The sequence below is a fragment of the Phycisphaeraceae bacterium genome, assembly GCA_019636655.1.
In the GTDB taxonomy this organism is placed as follows: Bacteria; Planctomycetota; Phycisphaerae; order Phycisphaerales; family UBA1924; genus JAHBXB01.
In genome coordinates, this window is record JAHBXB010000001.1 from 1085334 (window position 1) to 1098297 (window position 12964).

General features: G+C 68.1%; 12 protein-coding genes and 1 tRNA gene. 4 read left to right on the forward strand and 9 right to left on the reverse strand.

Annotated features, from left to right (window positions below):
* Positions 1-19 precede the first annotated feature (19 nt).
* The 3 genes from KF745_04590 to KF745_04600 all read right to left on the reverse strand — a co-directional run bounded on the left by KF745_04590 (position 20) and on the right by KF745_04600 (position 1555).
* Positions 20-541: an Hsp20/alpha crystallin family protein gene (locus tag KF745_04590; protein MBX3357688.1), complete on the reverse strand. Its 522-nt coding sequence runs from the start codon at positions 539-541 to the stop codon at positions 20-22.
* 87 nt (positions 542-628) lie between these two features.
* Positions 629-1033: an Hsp20/alpha crystallin family protein gene (locus tag KF745_04595; GenBank protein ID MBX3357689.1), complete on the reverse strand. Its 405-nt coding sequence runs from the start codon at positions 1031-1033 to the stop codon at positions 629-631.
* 63 nt (positions 1034-1096) lie between these two features.
* Positions 1097-1555, reverse strand: a complete 459-nt coding sequence (locus tag KF745_04600; GenBank protein ID MBX3357690.1) for an Hsp20/alpha crystallin family protein — start codon at positions 1553-1555, stop codon at positions 1097-1099.
* 277 nt (positions 1556-1832) lie between these two features.
* On the opposite strand from KF745_04600, the gene KF745_04605 reads away from it, so the two are divergent.
* Both KF745_04605 and KF745_04610 read left to right on the forward strand, forming a co-directional pair.
* The gene (locus KF745_04605; GenBank protein ID MBX3357691.1) at positions 1833-2852 is read left to right on the forward strand and encodes a DnaJ domain-containing protein; all 1020 of its coding nucleotides are present in this window, start codon (positions 1833-1835) and stop codon (positions 2850-2852) included.
* A gap of 14 nt (positions 2853-2866) precedes the next feature.
* Positions 2867-3589 carry a zinc metallopeptidase gene (locus KF745_04610; GenBank protein MBX3357692.1) on the forward strand — a complete coding sequence of 241 codons (723 nt, stop codon included), beginning with the start codon at positions 2867-2869 and terminating at the stop codon, positions 3587-3589.
* 4 nt (positions 3590-3593) lie between these two features.
* On the opposite strand, the gene KF745_04615 is transcribed toward KF745_04610, so the two are convergent.
* The 6 genes from KF745_04615 to KF745_04640 form a co-directional block, all read right to left on the reverse strand.
* Complete coding sequence (locus KF745_04615; protein ID MBX3357693.1) at positions 3594-4742, reverse strand: PilT/PilU family type 4a pilus ATPase; 1149 nt, start codon at positions 4740-4742, stop codon at positions 3594-3596.
* A 116-nt stretch (positions 4743-4858) separates the two neighbouring features.
* Positions 4859-6202, reverse strand: a complete 1344-nt coding sequence (locus KF745_04620; protein ID MBX3357694.1) for a DUF4147 domain-containing protein — start codon at positions 6200-6202, stop codon at positions 4859-4861.
* 7 nt (positions 6203-6209) lie between these two features.
* The gene (locus KF745_04625; protein MBX3357695.1) at positions 6210-7403 is read right to left on the reverse strand and encodes an aminotransferase class I/II-fold pyridoxal phosphate-dependent enzyme; all 1194 of its coding nucleotides are present in this window, start codon (positions 7401-7403) and stop codon (positions 6210-6212) included.
* A 40-nt stretch (positions 7404-7443) separates the two neighbouring features.
* Positions 7444-8460 (reverse strand): hypothetical protein, encoded by a 1017-nt coding sequence (locus tag KF745_04630; GenBank protein ID MBX3357696.1) that lies wholly within the window; start codon positions 8458-8460, stop codon positions 7444-7446.
* 45 nt (positions 8461-8505) lie between these two features.
* A complete protein-coding gene (locus KF745_04635) occupies positions 8506-9234 on the reverse strand; it encodes a hypothetical protein (GenBank protein MBX3357697.1) in 729 nt (242 codons plus the stop codon).
* Positions 9235-9538: 304 nt separating this feature from the next.
* Complete coding sequence (locus KF745_04640) at positions 9539-11158, reverse strand: DUF1254 domain-containing protein (GenBank protein ID MBX3357698.1); 1620 nt, start codon at positions 11156-11158, stop codon at positions 9539-9541.
* A gap of 558 nt (positions 11159-11716) precedes the next feature.
* Here KF745_04640 and KF745_04645 point away from each other — a divergent pair.
* Positions 11717-11804 (forward strand) — tRNA-Leu (locus KF745_04645).
* 49 nt (positions 11805-11853) lie between these two features.
* Complete coding sequence (glk, locus tag KF745_04650) at positions 11854-12840, forward strand: glucokinase (GenBank protein ID MBX3357699.1); 987 nt, start codon at positions 11854-11856, stop codon at positions 12838-12840.
* The last annotated feature ends 124 nt before the right edge of the window (positions 12841-12964 follow it).

Sequence of the window (12964 nt, forward strand, 5' to 3'; positions counted from 1 at the left end):
GCGAGGCCCGAAGGCTCACCTACTTCTTCGAACCCGAGCCGGTGACCGCGATCTTGCGCGGCTGGACGGCCTTGGTCTTGGCGACGCGGACTTCGAGGACCCCGTTGGCAAACCCCGCCGCGACCTTGTCGGGGTCGACATAGTCCGGGAGCGTGAGGCGGCGCTCGAAGGAACCGAAGCGCCGCTCGGAGCGGTGGAAGTCCTTGCCCGATTCCTCTTCGGTCTCTTCCTTCTCACCGCTGATCGTGAGGGTTGTACCCGCGACGGCGACCTCGACGTCCTTGGGGTCGACTCCCGGGATCTCGGCGCGGATCACAACCTCCTTGTCCGTCTCGGCGATGTCGATGGCCGGGCTCCAGGCGCCGAGGCTGGAGGTGTTCCACGTGCCCGTGGTCAGCCCGTTCCAGACGTCGCTGGGGTAGCGACCGACGAACCGCTCGAAGAGCCGGTCCATCTCGTGCTTGAGCTCGCCGACCGTGGCGGGGAGGAAGCCCTCGGGCTCGTTGTTGTTGTTCCGATTCTTGAAGGGGATGATGCTCATCGCGGATCTCCGGTGTGGGTTGTGCGGCGCCATCGGCCGCGGGGTGACTCACGCGCGAACAACGGAAGAGGTCGTCGGCCGCCGGCTCTAGGGCTTGGCCTGCACCTGGATCTTGCGCGGGCGCGACGCCGCCGACTTGGGCATCGTGACGGTCAGCACGCCGCCGCTGAGTTCCGCCGAGATGGACGAGGCGTCGATCGACTGCCCGATCTGGAACGTGCGCTCGAAGTCGCCGACGCCGTACTCGCGCAGCAGCGGCTTGCCGCCGGCCTCGCGGGGCCCGACGCGCCCGTGCACGGTGAGGACCCCGTCCTCGAAATCGATGTCAACGCCGCCCGCGGCGACGCCGGGCATGTCGGCGAGCACGAGGACTTCATCGCGCGTTTCAAGAATGTCGACGGCCGGGCGGAAGACCGGGCCGGTGCGCATGGGCTCGGCCGAGGCCGGCGCGGCTTCGGAGGCGGGCGCCTGTGTGGTGTTCATCGTGGTCATCGGATTCTCCTTGCGGAAGCGTGGTGGTGTGGTTCGCGGGCCTGGTTCCCCGTGGATCGGTGGCTACTTGCTCGAGACCGTGATCTTGCGCGGACGGGCCGACGGGGCCTTTGGAAGGGTGACGGTGAGGACGCCGTTCTCGAAGCGGGCCTTGACCTGCTCGCTGTCGATATCGGTCGCAAGGTGGATGGCGCGGCTGAACGTCGCGCCGGGCTGCGCGGCCCGTTCCTGGCGGTGGTAGATCACGTTCTCGGGGTGGGTGTCGGGGACTCGCCCGGAGAGGGTGAGCTCGTTGCCCACGACAGTGACCTCGATGCTGTTCATCGTGAACCCCGGGAGTTCCGCCTCGACGACGATCTCGTCGCCGGTCTCCCAGGCGTTGATCTGCGGGAACCGGCGCGATTCCGGACGTATCCCGGCGAGGAGCGCCGGGGCGCTCAGGGCGTCGCCAAAGGCGTTGAAGGCTCCGTTCATCGCGGAGCCGGGGAACGTTCCGAAGATCCGCCTGCTGAGAGTGCTCATGCTCGGTCTCCTTTCGTTTGTACGCACAAGTCGCGGCGGCTATGCGCCAACCGCACGAAGGTTCCGTTTCAAATCCCGTGCCAAGCGGCGGGAACGACCGCTGCGTGGGCAAGAGGGACTCTGAACGCCGAGCGGGCTCCATGTGCCTGCCAAAATGACAACTGGTTGCCTGTCGAGTTGACCGGATTCAGGCCTGTGCGGGGCTGGCCGGTCGCATGTGGTTTGGCATCCGGATTGATGCCGGTACGATCGCTCAGAACGAGAGGGCCCCAACGGCATGTCAGTGAAGTTCCAGGACTATTACGAGACGCTCGGTGTGCAACGCGATGCGACCGCCGAGGATCTGCAGCGTGCGTTCCGCAAGCTGGCGCGCCAGTACCACCCGGACGTCAACAAGTCGCCGGAGGCCGAGGCGAAGTTCAAACTGGTGAACGAGGCCTACGAGGTTCTCAAGGATCCGGCGAAGCGCAAGCGGTACGACCAACTCGGGTCGCAGTGGAAGTCGGGGCAGGACTTCTCGCCGCCCCCGGGGTGGGACGGCCAGGGGGGCGGGTTCGGGCGGCGGCCGCACCGTGGCGGCGCGCACCGCCACTCGCACCGCGTCGACTTCGGTGATGCGGGTGGTTTCAGCGATTTCTTCGAGATGTTCTTCGGCGGGCGGGGCGGCGGGGCCTCCCCGTTCGATCAGGGATTCGGGGGGGGATTCGGCGGCGCGGGCGCCGAGCCGATGCCGCGCGAAGGGGCGTCGCACGAAGCGGACCTGACGATCTCGCTGGAGGATGCGTACCGCGGCGCGACCAAGCGGATCACGCTGAGCGCGCCCGGCTCCGACGGCGGCGCCTCGCGGACGTACGACGTGAAGATCCCGGCGGGCGTCGCGGAGGGCGCGGTCATCCGCCTCGCCGGGCAGGGATCGGCGGGGACGCGGGGCGGCAAGTCGGGGGACCTGCACCTCCGCGTGCACCTCGCGCCGCACCCGGTCTTCCGCGTCCTGGCCGAAGAAGGTGATGGCCGCGACCTGGCGATGACGCTGCCGATCTCGGCGTGGGAGGCGGCGCTGGGGGCGAAGGTGCAGGTGTCGACGCTGGAAGGCGAGGTGACGCTGACCGTGCCGCCGGGGGCACAGAGCGGGATGCGGCTCAGGCTCCGCGGACGGGGAATGCCGAGTCGCAAAGGGGACAAGGGCGACCTGTATGTGGAACTGAAGATCGTGGTTCCCAAGACTCTCACGGACACCGAGCGCGAACTGTTTACCCGCCTGGCTGGAGAATCGAACTTCCAGCCGCGCGGGTCGTAAGAGAGGCAACTGCCATGATGCTGTACCTGCTGCTGTTGATTGGGCCGGTGGTGCTGGCGCTGTGGGCGCAGGCGCGAGTGAAGTCCGCGTACGCGCGGGCGGGCGCGATGGCCGCGAGGTCGGGGCTCTCCGGGGCCGAGGTGGCGAGGATGATCCTCGACAGCCATGGCGTACGCGGGGTGGGCATCGAGCCGGCCCACGGCTTCATGACGGACCACTACGACCCTCGGCACAAGATGCTCCGGCTGAGCGAGGAGGTGTACTCGGGGCGGTCGGTGGCGGCGCTGGGGATCGCGGCGCACGAGGCCGGGCACGCGCTGCAGGATGCGCAGAAGTACCCGCTGATGGCGGTTCGCAACGCGGCGGTCCCGATGGCTATGGTGGGATCGCAGGCCGGGCTGTTAATCGCGCTCGCCGGGCTGGTACTTGGTGGCGCGGCCGCGATCGCCAACAACGTACACTCGGGCTTCGGATTCTGGATGTTTATCACAGGGATCGTGCTGTTCACCTTTGTCGTGCTGTTCCAACTGGTGAACCTGCCGGTCGAGTTCGACGCCAGCAACCGGGCGAAGAGCCTGCTGCAGTCGACGGGGATCGTCGCGCAGGGCGACGAGGCCAAGGCGATGAACCGGGTGCTGAACGCGGCGGCGATGACGTACGTCGCGGCGACGATCAGCGCGATCGCCACGCTGCTGTACTACCTGCTGGCGTCGGGGCTGCTGGGGCGGCGCGACTAGAGCATCAGGAGCGCGGGCCGGACTTGATGCGGCTGACAAGGGTCTTGCTGCGGACCTCGAGGCCCTTGATCTCGCTGTCGAGGGCGTCGCGGTTGGGCGCGTAGCTCATCGCCGTGCGGATGTCGACCCAGTCCTTGCGCACGAGATCGGCGAGCGACTGCGTGAAGGACATCATGCCCTCGGAGCGGGAGCCGTTGATGATCGACGGGAGATCGGCGTCCTCGCCGTCGCGGATCTTCTCGGCGACCACCGGCGTGTTGATGAGGACCTCCGTGGCGGGAACGGTGCCGAGACCGCCGAAATCGCTGGCGAAGTTGGCGACGGCGGGGAGGAGCCGCTGGGCGAAGATCGCCCGCATGGTGTTGGAGAGGGCCGAGCGGATGAACGCGTGCTCCTCGCGCGGGAAGAACTCCAGGATGCGGTTGAAGGCCTGCATGGTGTCGGCGGTATGGAGCGAGCCGAAGACCAGGTGGCCGGTCTCGGCGGCCTGGATCGCCGCGAGGACGGTGTCGTGGTCGCGGAGCTCGCCGATGAAGATGACGTCGGGGTCCTGGCGGACGATGTAGCGGAGCGCGGCCTTGTAGTCGGGGACGTCGATGCCCATCTCCCGCTGGGAGATGATGCTCTTGCGCGGGGCGAAGCGGTACTCGACCGGGTCCTCGAGCGTGATGATGTTCTCGCTGCGGGTCGCGTTGATGTGCTCGATCATCGCGGCGAGGGTGGTGCTCTTGCCCGAGCCGGTGACCCCGACGACGAGGATCATCCCCTCGCCGGTCTGGTCGATCATCTTGGAGTAGATCTCGGGAAGATGGAGTGCCTCGTAGGTGGGGATGTCGGCCTTGACGCGCCGGATGGCGGCGGCAACGTGCCCGCCGGAGCGGTACATGTTGACGCGGAAGCGGTCACCCTCTTCGTTGTGGGTGGCAAAGTCGAGGTCGCCTGAGGCTTCGTAGCGGTCACGGAGGCGCTCGGGGATGATCGGGTCGAGGAGGTGGTCCGCCTCTTCGGGGGTGAGCGCTTCGGCGCCGACGGCGCGGAGGCTGCCGTTGATCCGGTAGGTCGGGGGGATGCCGACCTTGACGTGCAGATCGGACGCGGAGTGCCGCTGCATCCCCGCCAAGAGACGCTGGATCGTCAGGCCGCCAGTGATCATGGTTGACTCCCCACACCGCGCCGGGCCGGAAGGAAGATTCCGGGTCCCACGTCGCGGGCTTGATTGGGCTACCGACCAATATACGACATGTTGCAGGGAACTGTGAGCGGCTTGGCTCAAGATTGGCTGTAGATCAGCCCCATGGCGATGTCGTTGACGTTGGTTCCCGTGGGACCGGTGCACAAGAGGGCCGCGTGGCCCGCGTCGGCGAGACGGTCGAAATACGCGCGGCTGTCGTTTGCCTTCAGGGCCGCCGCGGGGTCCAAGCCGAGGCGGCGGGCCTCCGGAGCGGTGGCGGGGGTGACGACCGCCCCGGCGGCGGGCGCGGACCCGGCGGGCGAGGTGCCGTCGACGCCATCGGTGGCGAGGGAGCAGAGCACCGTGCCTGGGAGGGACTCGAGCGGGTCCGCGGCGGCGAGGGCGAGTTCGAGGTTGCGGCCGCCGTGGCCGCGGCCGGTGACCGTCACGGTTGTTTCGCCACCCCAGATCAGGGCTGTCGGGCTGTCCGCCGCGGCGCCGGCCTGCGCGAGGAGAGAGACGAGGCGCGGCCCGGCGGTGCGGGCTTCGCCGACCAGCGGCTCTTCGATGCGGATGGCGGTGAAGCCGAGACGCTCGAGTTCGATCGCCGCGGCATCCACGGCGGTCCGGTTGTTCGCCACGATGCGGGTAGAGACGCGGGCGAGGATGGGATCGCCGGGCTTGACGGTCTCGGCGTGGCGGCCGGCGGCTCCATCGGACAGGTAGGCGGTGATGCGGGGCGCGGCCTGCTCGCAGCGGTGCTTGTGCAGGACGGCGAGGGCGTCGTGGAAGGTCGTTGGATCGGCGGACACGGGTCCTGAGGCAATGGTGCCCGGGTCATCGCCGAGCACGTCGGAGAGGATGAACAGCTCGATGGCGAGCGGCGAAGCGGCCGCCGCGAGACCGCCGCCCTTGAGGCGGTCGATGTGCTTGCGGACGGTGTTGAGATCGTCGATCGGGGCGCCGGCGTGCATGAGGGCCTTGGTGATCGCGCGCACATCGTCGAGCGTGACGCCGTCGACCGGGAGGGTGAGCAGCGAGGACGCGCCACCGGAAAGGAGGATCGCGAGGCGCGGCGCGGAGGGAGCACGCCGGAGACGTTCGAGGAGGCCGACGATCCGCTGCGCGCACTCGACGCTGGAGGCTGTTGGGAGCGGATGGTCGGCGATCCAGACTCTCGCATCGGCGCCGGGGACGACGGTGCCGCGCGGGACGACGACGGCCCATGTCTGAGCGGGGCGCGGGCGGATGGTGTCGCGGACACCGGACTCCATCGCGGCGGCGGCCTTGCCGGCGGCGATGATGCCGATCGGACCGGGACCGTCGGGGATCGGGTGCCGCGCGATGGAGCGGGCGACGGCGGCGCGGGCGTCGGTGGCGGCGCAGACGGCGGCGATCACGCTCGCCACGTGCTCGGCGTGCTGCTCGAATCGGGGCGTCATGCGGCGGCTATCCCTTGGCGAGCTTCTGGAGCCGGCGTACGGCCTCTTCGAGGGTCGCCTGCTTCTTGCAGAAGGCGAAGCGGGCGAGCGGGCGGCCGTGGGCGGGGTTGTTGTAGAACACGCTGGGCGGGATGGCGGCGACGCCGATCCGGGTCGTGAGGTGGCGGCAGAAGGCGATATCGTCGTCAAAGCCCAGGGGGGTGTGGTCGACCATGATGAAGTAAGTCCCGGCGGGCATGAAGACGCGCAGGCCAAGGGCGGCAAGGGCCGTTCCGAGGAACCGGCGGGCGGCGGAGAGTTGGTCGACGAGGCTGGCGACGTATGGGCCGCCCTCGGTCAGCGCGGCGGCGGCGCCGATCTGCAGGGGCGTCGCCGTGGCGAAAGTGAGGAACTGGTGGGCGGCGCGGACGGCGCGGGTGAGGTGCGGCGGAGCGATCGCCCAGCCGATCTTCCAGCCCGTGAGGCTGTAGGTCTTGCCGAGGCTGGAGAGGGTGATGGTGCGGTCGGCCATGGCGTCGAGCGTGGCGAGGCGGATGTGCGGGCTGTGCTGGGGATCGAAGAGGAGCCGCTCGTAGACCTCGTCGGTGATGGCAATGACGTCCCGCTCGACGCAGAGCGTGGCGATGAGGGAGAGTTCCGCACGGGTGAAGACCTTGCCCGTAGGGTTGTGCGGGGTGTTGAGGAGGATCGCGCGGGTGCGGGGGGTGAACGCGGATCGGAGTTCGCTTTCGTCGAAGACGAACTCGCCGGCGGCGTCGGGCCGGAGGGTGACGAAGCGGGGCGAGGCGCCGGCCATGGCGACGCAGGCGCGGTAGGAGTCGTAGAAAGGCTCGAAGAGAACGACCTCGTCGCCGGGGTTGCAGATCCCCAGCAGGGACGCGGCGATCGCCTCGGTGCAGCCGCTGGTGACCGTGACCTCGGTGTCTGGGTCGATGTCGCGGCCCGTGTCGCGCTTCCACGACGCGGCGATGGCGGTGTTGAGGACGGGGAGCCCGAACATGCGGGCGTACTGGTTGTGGCCGTCGAGCATGGCGCGGTGGGCGGCCTGCTTGACGAAGTCCGGGCCGTCGAAATCGGGGAAGCCCTGGGCAAGGTTCACCGCGCCGTGCTCGTTAGCGAGGCGGGTCATCTCGGTGAAGATGGTGGTCCCGAAGGGGGCCAGGCGCTGCGCGATGCGGGAGTCGGGGGCGGCGGTGCTCATCGCCGGGAGTCTACTCGGCGCGGGGCGGACCGGCGGCCGATCAGGCGTAGACCTCCATGAAGACGCGCCGGGTCGGGCGGACCTGCTTGTGGATCATCTGGCGCGTCCAGCCGCCGCCGGCGCCGCGGCCGAGGGTCGTGATCGCGGCCATGGCGTCGGCGTCGACGTGGAGGTATTGCTCGAGAACGCTGGTGCGCAGCTGGAGGGCGAGTTGCTGGAAGATCCCCAGTTCCATGCCCGCGATGCCGCAGATGTAGATGAGCGTGCGCGGGCTGTCGAGGAGGGGCAGGAGGCGGTCGCGGTCGGTGCTGAGGCGGTCCTGGACGTAGAGCGGGTCGTGCCCATCGGACTGGCGCTCGCGGCTGACGGCGGTGATGTACTGGAAGTTGGGGTAGCGGGACTGCATGTCGAGGAAGAAGTCGTGGTAGAGCAGGTCGGTGGCGTAGGGGGCGCCCATGACCAGCGTGATGCGCGACTCGGCGCCGCTGGCGAGCAGGTCGATCAGCATGCCGCGGAACGGGGCGATGCCGGTGCCGGTGGCGAAAAAGAGGTAGTCGTGCTCGTGGATGCGGGCCGGGAGGATGAATCGCTTGCCATTGGGGCCGGAGACCATCATGGTGTCGCCGACCTGCGCATCGCACATGAAGTTGGAGGCGACGCCGAGAAAGAGGCGGTGTGACTCCCAGTGCTCGTCGATGGTGCGCTTGACGGTAGTGGAGATGACGGCGCCGTGGGGCCCGGAGGGCTCGCCCCGGGTGGGTGAGGCGACGGAGTAGAGACGCACCTTGTGCGGCCGGCCGTTCTCATCAACGCCGGGCGGGATCACGCCGAAGGACTGGCCGGGGATGAACGTGCCGACCAGCGGTGTGCCGGAGACGTCGAGCTCGATGTGCCGGACGACGCCCGCGGCCTTGCGGGAGGTGCAGAGTTCGGACTTGACGACCCTGGCCTGCACGGGTTCGACCGGGCGCACGATGTGCATGCTGACCTCGGGCAGGTCGATCTTCTCCGAGTGATCGCCGGCCGCGTGGGGCTTGGGGGACGGGGGGTTGGTCATGCGGCAAGCGTTGCGAGGCAAGGGGCCCGGGTCAATGCGGCGAGATCAGAATCGAGACAGGGCGAGTTCGAAGATCTTGATTCGCTGCGGTTCCTCGAGCGCTCCGTAGATCTCGCGGGCGAGGGCGGCCCGCTGCTCCTCGGTGGGCTGGAGCCTGGAGGTGGCGATGAAGCGGACGACGATCTTGAACAGGGCGGCACGCTGCTCTGGGGTCGGATCGACGGCCTGGTTCACGCGGTCGAGGCGGTCGCGGTAGGGACGGAGGGAGGAGTCGTACGCCGCGCGGAGTTCATCGAGCAGGAGCGACCGGATGAGGCGCTGCTCGACCTGGGCGGGAGTCTGGTTCGCCCGCTTCTCGGAGTCGATCCACGCGGTCCAGTAGTCGTCGGTGAGCGTCTTGAGCTCCGCGGTCTCGTCGGGAGAGAGGACGGCGGAGAGTGGTTCAAGGAGTGGATCGCGGACCGCATCGGGGTCGATGCGTTCGATGATCTCCGTCGAGACTTTCTGGATCGCCGCGCGGTCGCCGAGGATGAGGGTTTCGATGGTCTCCTCGCTGGCGGTGACGCTCTCGATGAGTCGAGTGCGGAGGGTGGCGGTGCGGTCGGCGATGACCTCGCGGGCTTTCTCGCGCCGGTCGGGATCGATCGACATCTGCACGAGGGCGGCGGACTCGGGCCGGCCCTCGATGCGGACCAGCCTGCCGCGGGCATCGCGGCGGACGAGGGTGTGGGTCATGTCGTCGGGGACATGGGGGCCGCGGAGGGCGTCCTGCATCTCCCCCACTTCTGTCGGGGATTGGGGGGTGGGCTGCGAGGGGCCGGAGGCAGCTCTATTCTCGGGCGGCTGTGGCCGGGCGACGGTGGGCAGAGTAAGAGCCGAGACAATCGAGAGAATACAGACGCCAGCAGACATACGAGACAGGTTTCTGGGACGCCAGTTGGTCGTCATGTGGCACATGTGGCAATAGTAATCAGGCGGCGGTAGTAGCCGCTGCTGCCACAAACGACCGCGGCGATTCGCCAAAAACGCGGGCCGCCCGTGAAGGCGGCCCGCATCAGTTGACACCGACTGCAGCGGGCTACTTCACCAGTTCGATCTCGCTGGGGCGCCACTGCTTCGTGAAGAAGGGCTCGAGGGGGCTGTACAGGCGCAGGATGATGAACCAGCCCTTTGACGGGTCGGTCTGGATCCAGTTGCCGCGGCTGACGCCCTGGGGCTGGGTGGGGCCGAAATAGACGGTTGTCGAGCCATCGGCGTTCGTCTCCGCCGCGGGGGAGGGGTAGCTCTGGCTGCCGGCGCGGGGGAACCGCTGCGGGGTGGCGAGCATCGAGCGGGTCATGTTGTCGTAGAGGGTGAACGACCAGAAGTTCTTCTCCGGGATGTCCCTGGGGAGCGTGCACTTGTAGGTCTTGGCGCCGTCGAAGTACCGCTTGTCCGCATCCAGGTAGGCGAGGAGGTACTGCGAGCCGATGCCGGGGAGGCGCATCGCCATGGCCGGGGTGATGCCGGTGACGCCGTAGAAGAAGGAGGTGCGCGCGTCGAGCTGGCGGTAGCCGGTGGGCGGGAAGGGCTTCACACCCTCCCTGGTGATGAGCGGGATGGGCGTCTCGAACTCGTACCCGCTCTGGAAGAGGAAGTTCATCCACGCCGAGCCGGGGTAGTAGAACCAGCTCGGGTCGCGGGGGCTCATGAAGATGTTGCGCGAGGCGGCGTTGGCCACCGCGACGGCATCGGTGAGGATCTTCTTCATCCGGGCATCGGGGGCAAACGGCTTGCCCTTGATGATGCCGATCGACGCAAGCGGGCCCATGAGTTCGGGGTCGAGCGATGTGGCGGGCTCCTGCTGCACGATCTCGTTGATCATCTCGTAGAAGGAGTAGTCGCTCGGCGGGACGGTGTTCATCACCTTGCCGCTGCCGTTGTGGAACACTGTCGCGGGTGGAGGCTCGATGCGTCCGAGCCGGGCCTTGCCGTCGAGGAAGTCGGCGATGGGCGTGCCATAGCCGCCCACCTCGTAGGGGTACACCTTGGTGAATTTCTTGATCGCCTCCGCGGCGGGCTTGGGGTCGTTCCGGTTCTCGAGGAACATGCGGCCGAACCAGGCGACGCGGTTGGTCCTGGAGCGGGAGATGAAGAAGCCGCCCTCGGGGACCGTCCCTTCGTAGCCCGGGGGAAGGACGAGGTACTTCCCGCCCTCGCCGCGATCGCCGCCGGGGAGGCCGAGGTCGGTCACCCAGCGGAACCAGTAGTCGTCGATGGCGCCGAGGAACCGCGGGGGCACCTCGAGGACCATCGGACCCTTGGTGAGATCGATGATGCCGATGGCGTAGACCGTGTCGGCGTTGGCCGTCAGGAACAGCGAGTTCGCATCCATCAACTCTTCAAAGACGATGACCTCGTTGTTCTTGACCCCCACGCTCTCCAGGCCCTTGTTGAGGGCGTGGATGCTGACACCGCAGAGGGTGTTCATGTACGCCTCGTAGGCGTGGGTGAAATCGATGTAGTCGTAGAGCCGAGCCGAGGTCGCCTCGGCCGGCACCCCGTCCTTGAACTGGAGCGTGCCGATCCGCGTCTCCACCGTGTCGGGCGTAACGAGGGAGAGCGGGATCGCGTTGGTCCCCTGGGCGTTTGCCGCGAGGGACGCGGCGAGCGATGCACAGACCGCGGTGGCCGCGGCCGGAAGAGTGGACAACTTCATCAAGAACATCATGCCTCCCATGCGCTTGGTGCGTGCGTCGGAGCGGCCGGCGTGAGGCCGCGGTGGAGAGGCATCGTACTGCTGTGGGCTGGTGGGAGCGCGGGGGGCCTTGGCTCGTGTGTGTCAGCGAGCGTGCGAGCTGGCGACGGCTCTTGGCAACTCCCCAGCTTCTGGTATGCTTCTCGACATGAGCACCGGGCGAAGTACGACTTCGCGGATCTGGGCATGTGTTGGCGCCGTCGGCAGCTTGGTGGCGATGGCCGGATTCGTTGTCGAGCCGTTCGTTTCGTGGCCCACGATTCCCTTTGTTTGCGGCTTATGCGGTCCACATTGCTCCCCCCGGAACCCGACCGCAACCGATGCGCAAGAAAACCAAACCACAAGAAGTGATGCGCCTGTCGTATCTGGAGACGGACGTTGATCGGTTGATCTGATGCGGCATCAGGCCGGGCTGACGCGCCGATCGATGAGTACTCCCGTTTCGCCCGATCCCCGGTCACGGCGGCGCGACATGGTCATGTAGAATCGGTGGCTCTCCCCACTACCACCCATCCTCGCGGGCCCGTGGCGGAACTGGCAGACGCAGCGGACTTAAAATCCGCGGCCGTGTCACAGCGGCGTGTGGGTTCGAGTCCCACCGGGCCCATTGATGACCTCAAACTGCCGGGGAGAGGACAGAGGGCTAAGGATGCAGCATGCTGCTCGCGGGTGACATTGGCGGGACGAAGACTGACCTGGCGGTGTTCGAGTCCGGTTCCGACCTGCGGACGCCGCTGTACCGGAAGGAGTTCGTCAGCGCCAAGTACGAGACGCTGGAGTCGATGGCGAAGGAGTTTCTGGATCAGGCGGGGGCGCGCGTGGAGAGGGCGTGCTTCGCGGTCGCGGGGCCGGTGATCGGCGGGCGGGCGTCGCTGACGAACCTGAAGTGGACGCCGGAGGAGCGGACGCTGGCCGCGGCGCTGGGTGTGCGGCAGGTGCGATTGATCAACGACCTGGAGGCGTTCGCGTGGGCGGTGCCGGCGCTGGGGCCGCGGGATGTGGCGGTGCTGAGCGAGGGGACGCCGGTCTCGGGGGGCGCGATCGCGGTGCTCGCGCCCGGGACGGGGCTGGGAGCGTCGTTCCTGACGTGGGAGGGGAACCGGTACGTGGCGCACGCCTCCGAGGGGGGGCACACGAGTTTTGCGCCGGCGGACCCGGACCAATGGAACCTGCTGCGGTTCCTGCAGGAACGGCACGGGCACGTGAGTTGGGAGCGGGTCTGCTCGGGGATGGGGATCCCGAACATCTATGACTACCTGCGTTCGGTGTCGCCGGAGAAAGAGGACGCGGAGGTGGAGCGGAGGCTCGCCGCGGGGGGCGACCGGGCGCCGGTGATCTCCAACGCAGCACTGGACCCGGCGCAGCCGAGCGTCCTGTGCCGAAAGACGATGGAGTTGTTCGTGTCGACGCTGGGTGCGAAGGCGGGGAACCTGGCGCTGGAGGTACTTGCGACGGGGGGCGTGATGCTCGCGGGGGGGATCCCGCAGCGGATCCTTCCGCTGCTGCAGACGGGGGCGTTTGTGGAGGCGATGCGCTCCAAGGGGCGGATGAGCGACCTGCTGACGAGAATTCCCGTGAAGGTGATCACCTCGCACCCGGCGATCACGGGGGCGGCCAGGTGCGGATTTGAGACGATCCGGTGAGCGATTCGCTCGCACAAGCGGGCGATTGAGGGTACAACACGGGTCGGCCCCACTTGCACGCGCTGGTGCGCTGGAAGGTGGCCGCCCCCGACGCGATCCAACACGCGGCAACGGCAGGAGTCCG

Bases quoted from the DNA above. Each gene is read 5' to 3' on its own strand.
- KF745_04610 (MBX3357692.1), top strand. From the start codon at position 2,867: ATGATGCTGTACCTGCTGCTGTTGATTGGGCCGGTGGTGCTGGCGCTG.
- KF745_04590 (MBX3357688.1), bottom strand. From the start codon at position 541: ATGAGCATCATCCCCTTCAAGAATCGGAACAACAACAACGAGCCCGAG.
- KF745_04595 (MBX3357689.1), bottom strand. From the start codon at position 1,033: ATGACCACGATGAACACCACACAGGCGCCCGCCTCCGAAGCCGCGCCG.
- KF745_04635 (MBX3357697.1), bottom strand. From the start codon at position 9,234: ATGCAGGACGCCCTCCGCGGCCCCCATGTCCCCGACGACATGACCCAC.
- KF745_04625 (MBX3357695.1), bottom strand. From the start codon at position 7,403: ATGAGCACCGCCGCCCCCGACTCCCGCATCGCGCAGCGCCTGGCCCCC.
- glk (MBX3357699.1), top strand. From the start codon at position 11,854: ATGCTGCTCGCGGGTGACATTGGCGGGACGAAGACTGACCTGGCGGTG.
- KF745_04615 (MBX3357693.1), bottom strand. From the start codon at position 4,742: ATGATCACTGGCGGCCTGACGATCCAGCGTCTCTTGGCGGGGATGCAG.
- KF745_04600 (MBX3357690.1), bottom strand. From the start codon at position 1,555: ATGAGCACTCTCAGCAGGCGGATCTTCGGAACGTTCCCCGGCTCCGCG.
- KF745_04605 (MBX3357691.1), top strand. From the start codon at position 1,833: ATGTCAGTGAAGTTCCAGGACTATTACGAGACGCTCGGTGTGCAACGC.
- KF745_04620 (MBX3357694.1), bottom strand. From the start codon at position 6,202: ATGACGCCCCGATTCGAGCAGCACGCCGAGCACGTGGCGAGCGTGATC.
- KF745_04640 (MBX3357698.1), bottom strand. From the start codon at position 11,158: ATGAAGTTGTCCACTCTTCCGGCCGCGGCCACCGCGGTCTGTGCATCG.
- KF745_04630 (MBX3357696.1), bottom strand. From the start codon at position 8,460: ATGACCAACCCCCCGTCCCCCAAGCCCCACGCGGCCGGCGATCACTCG.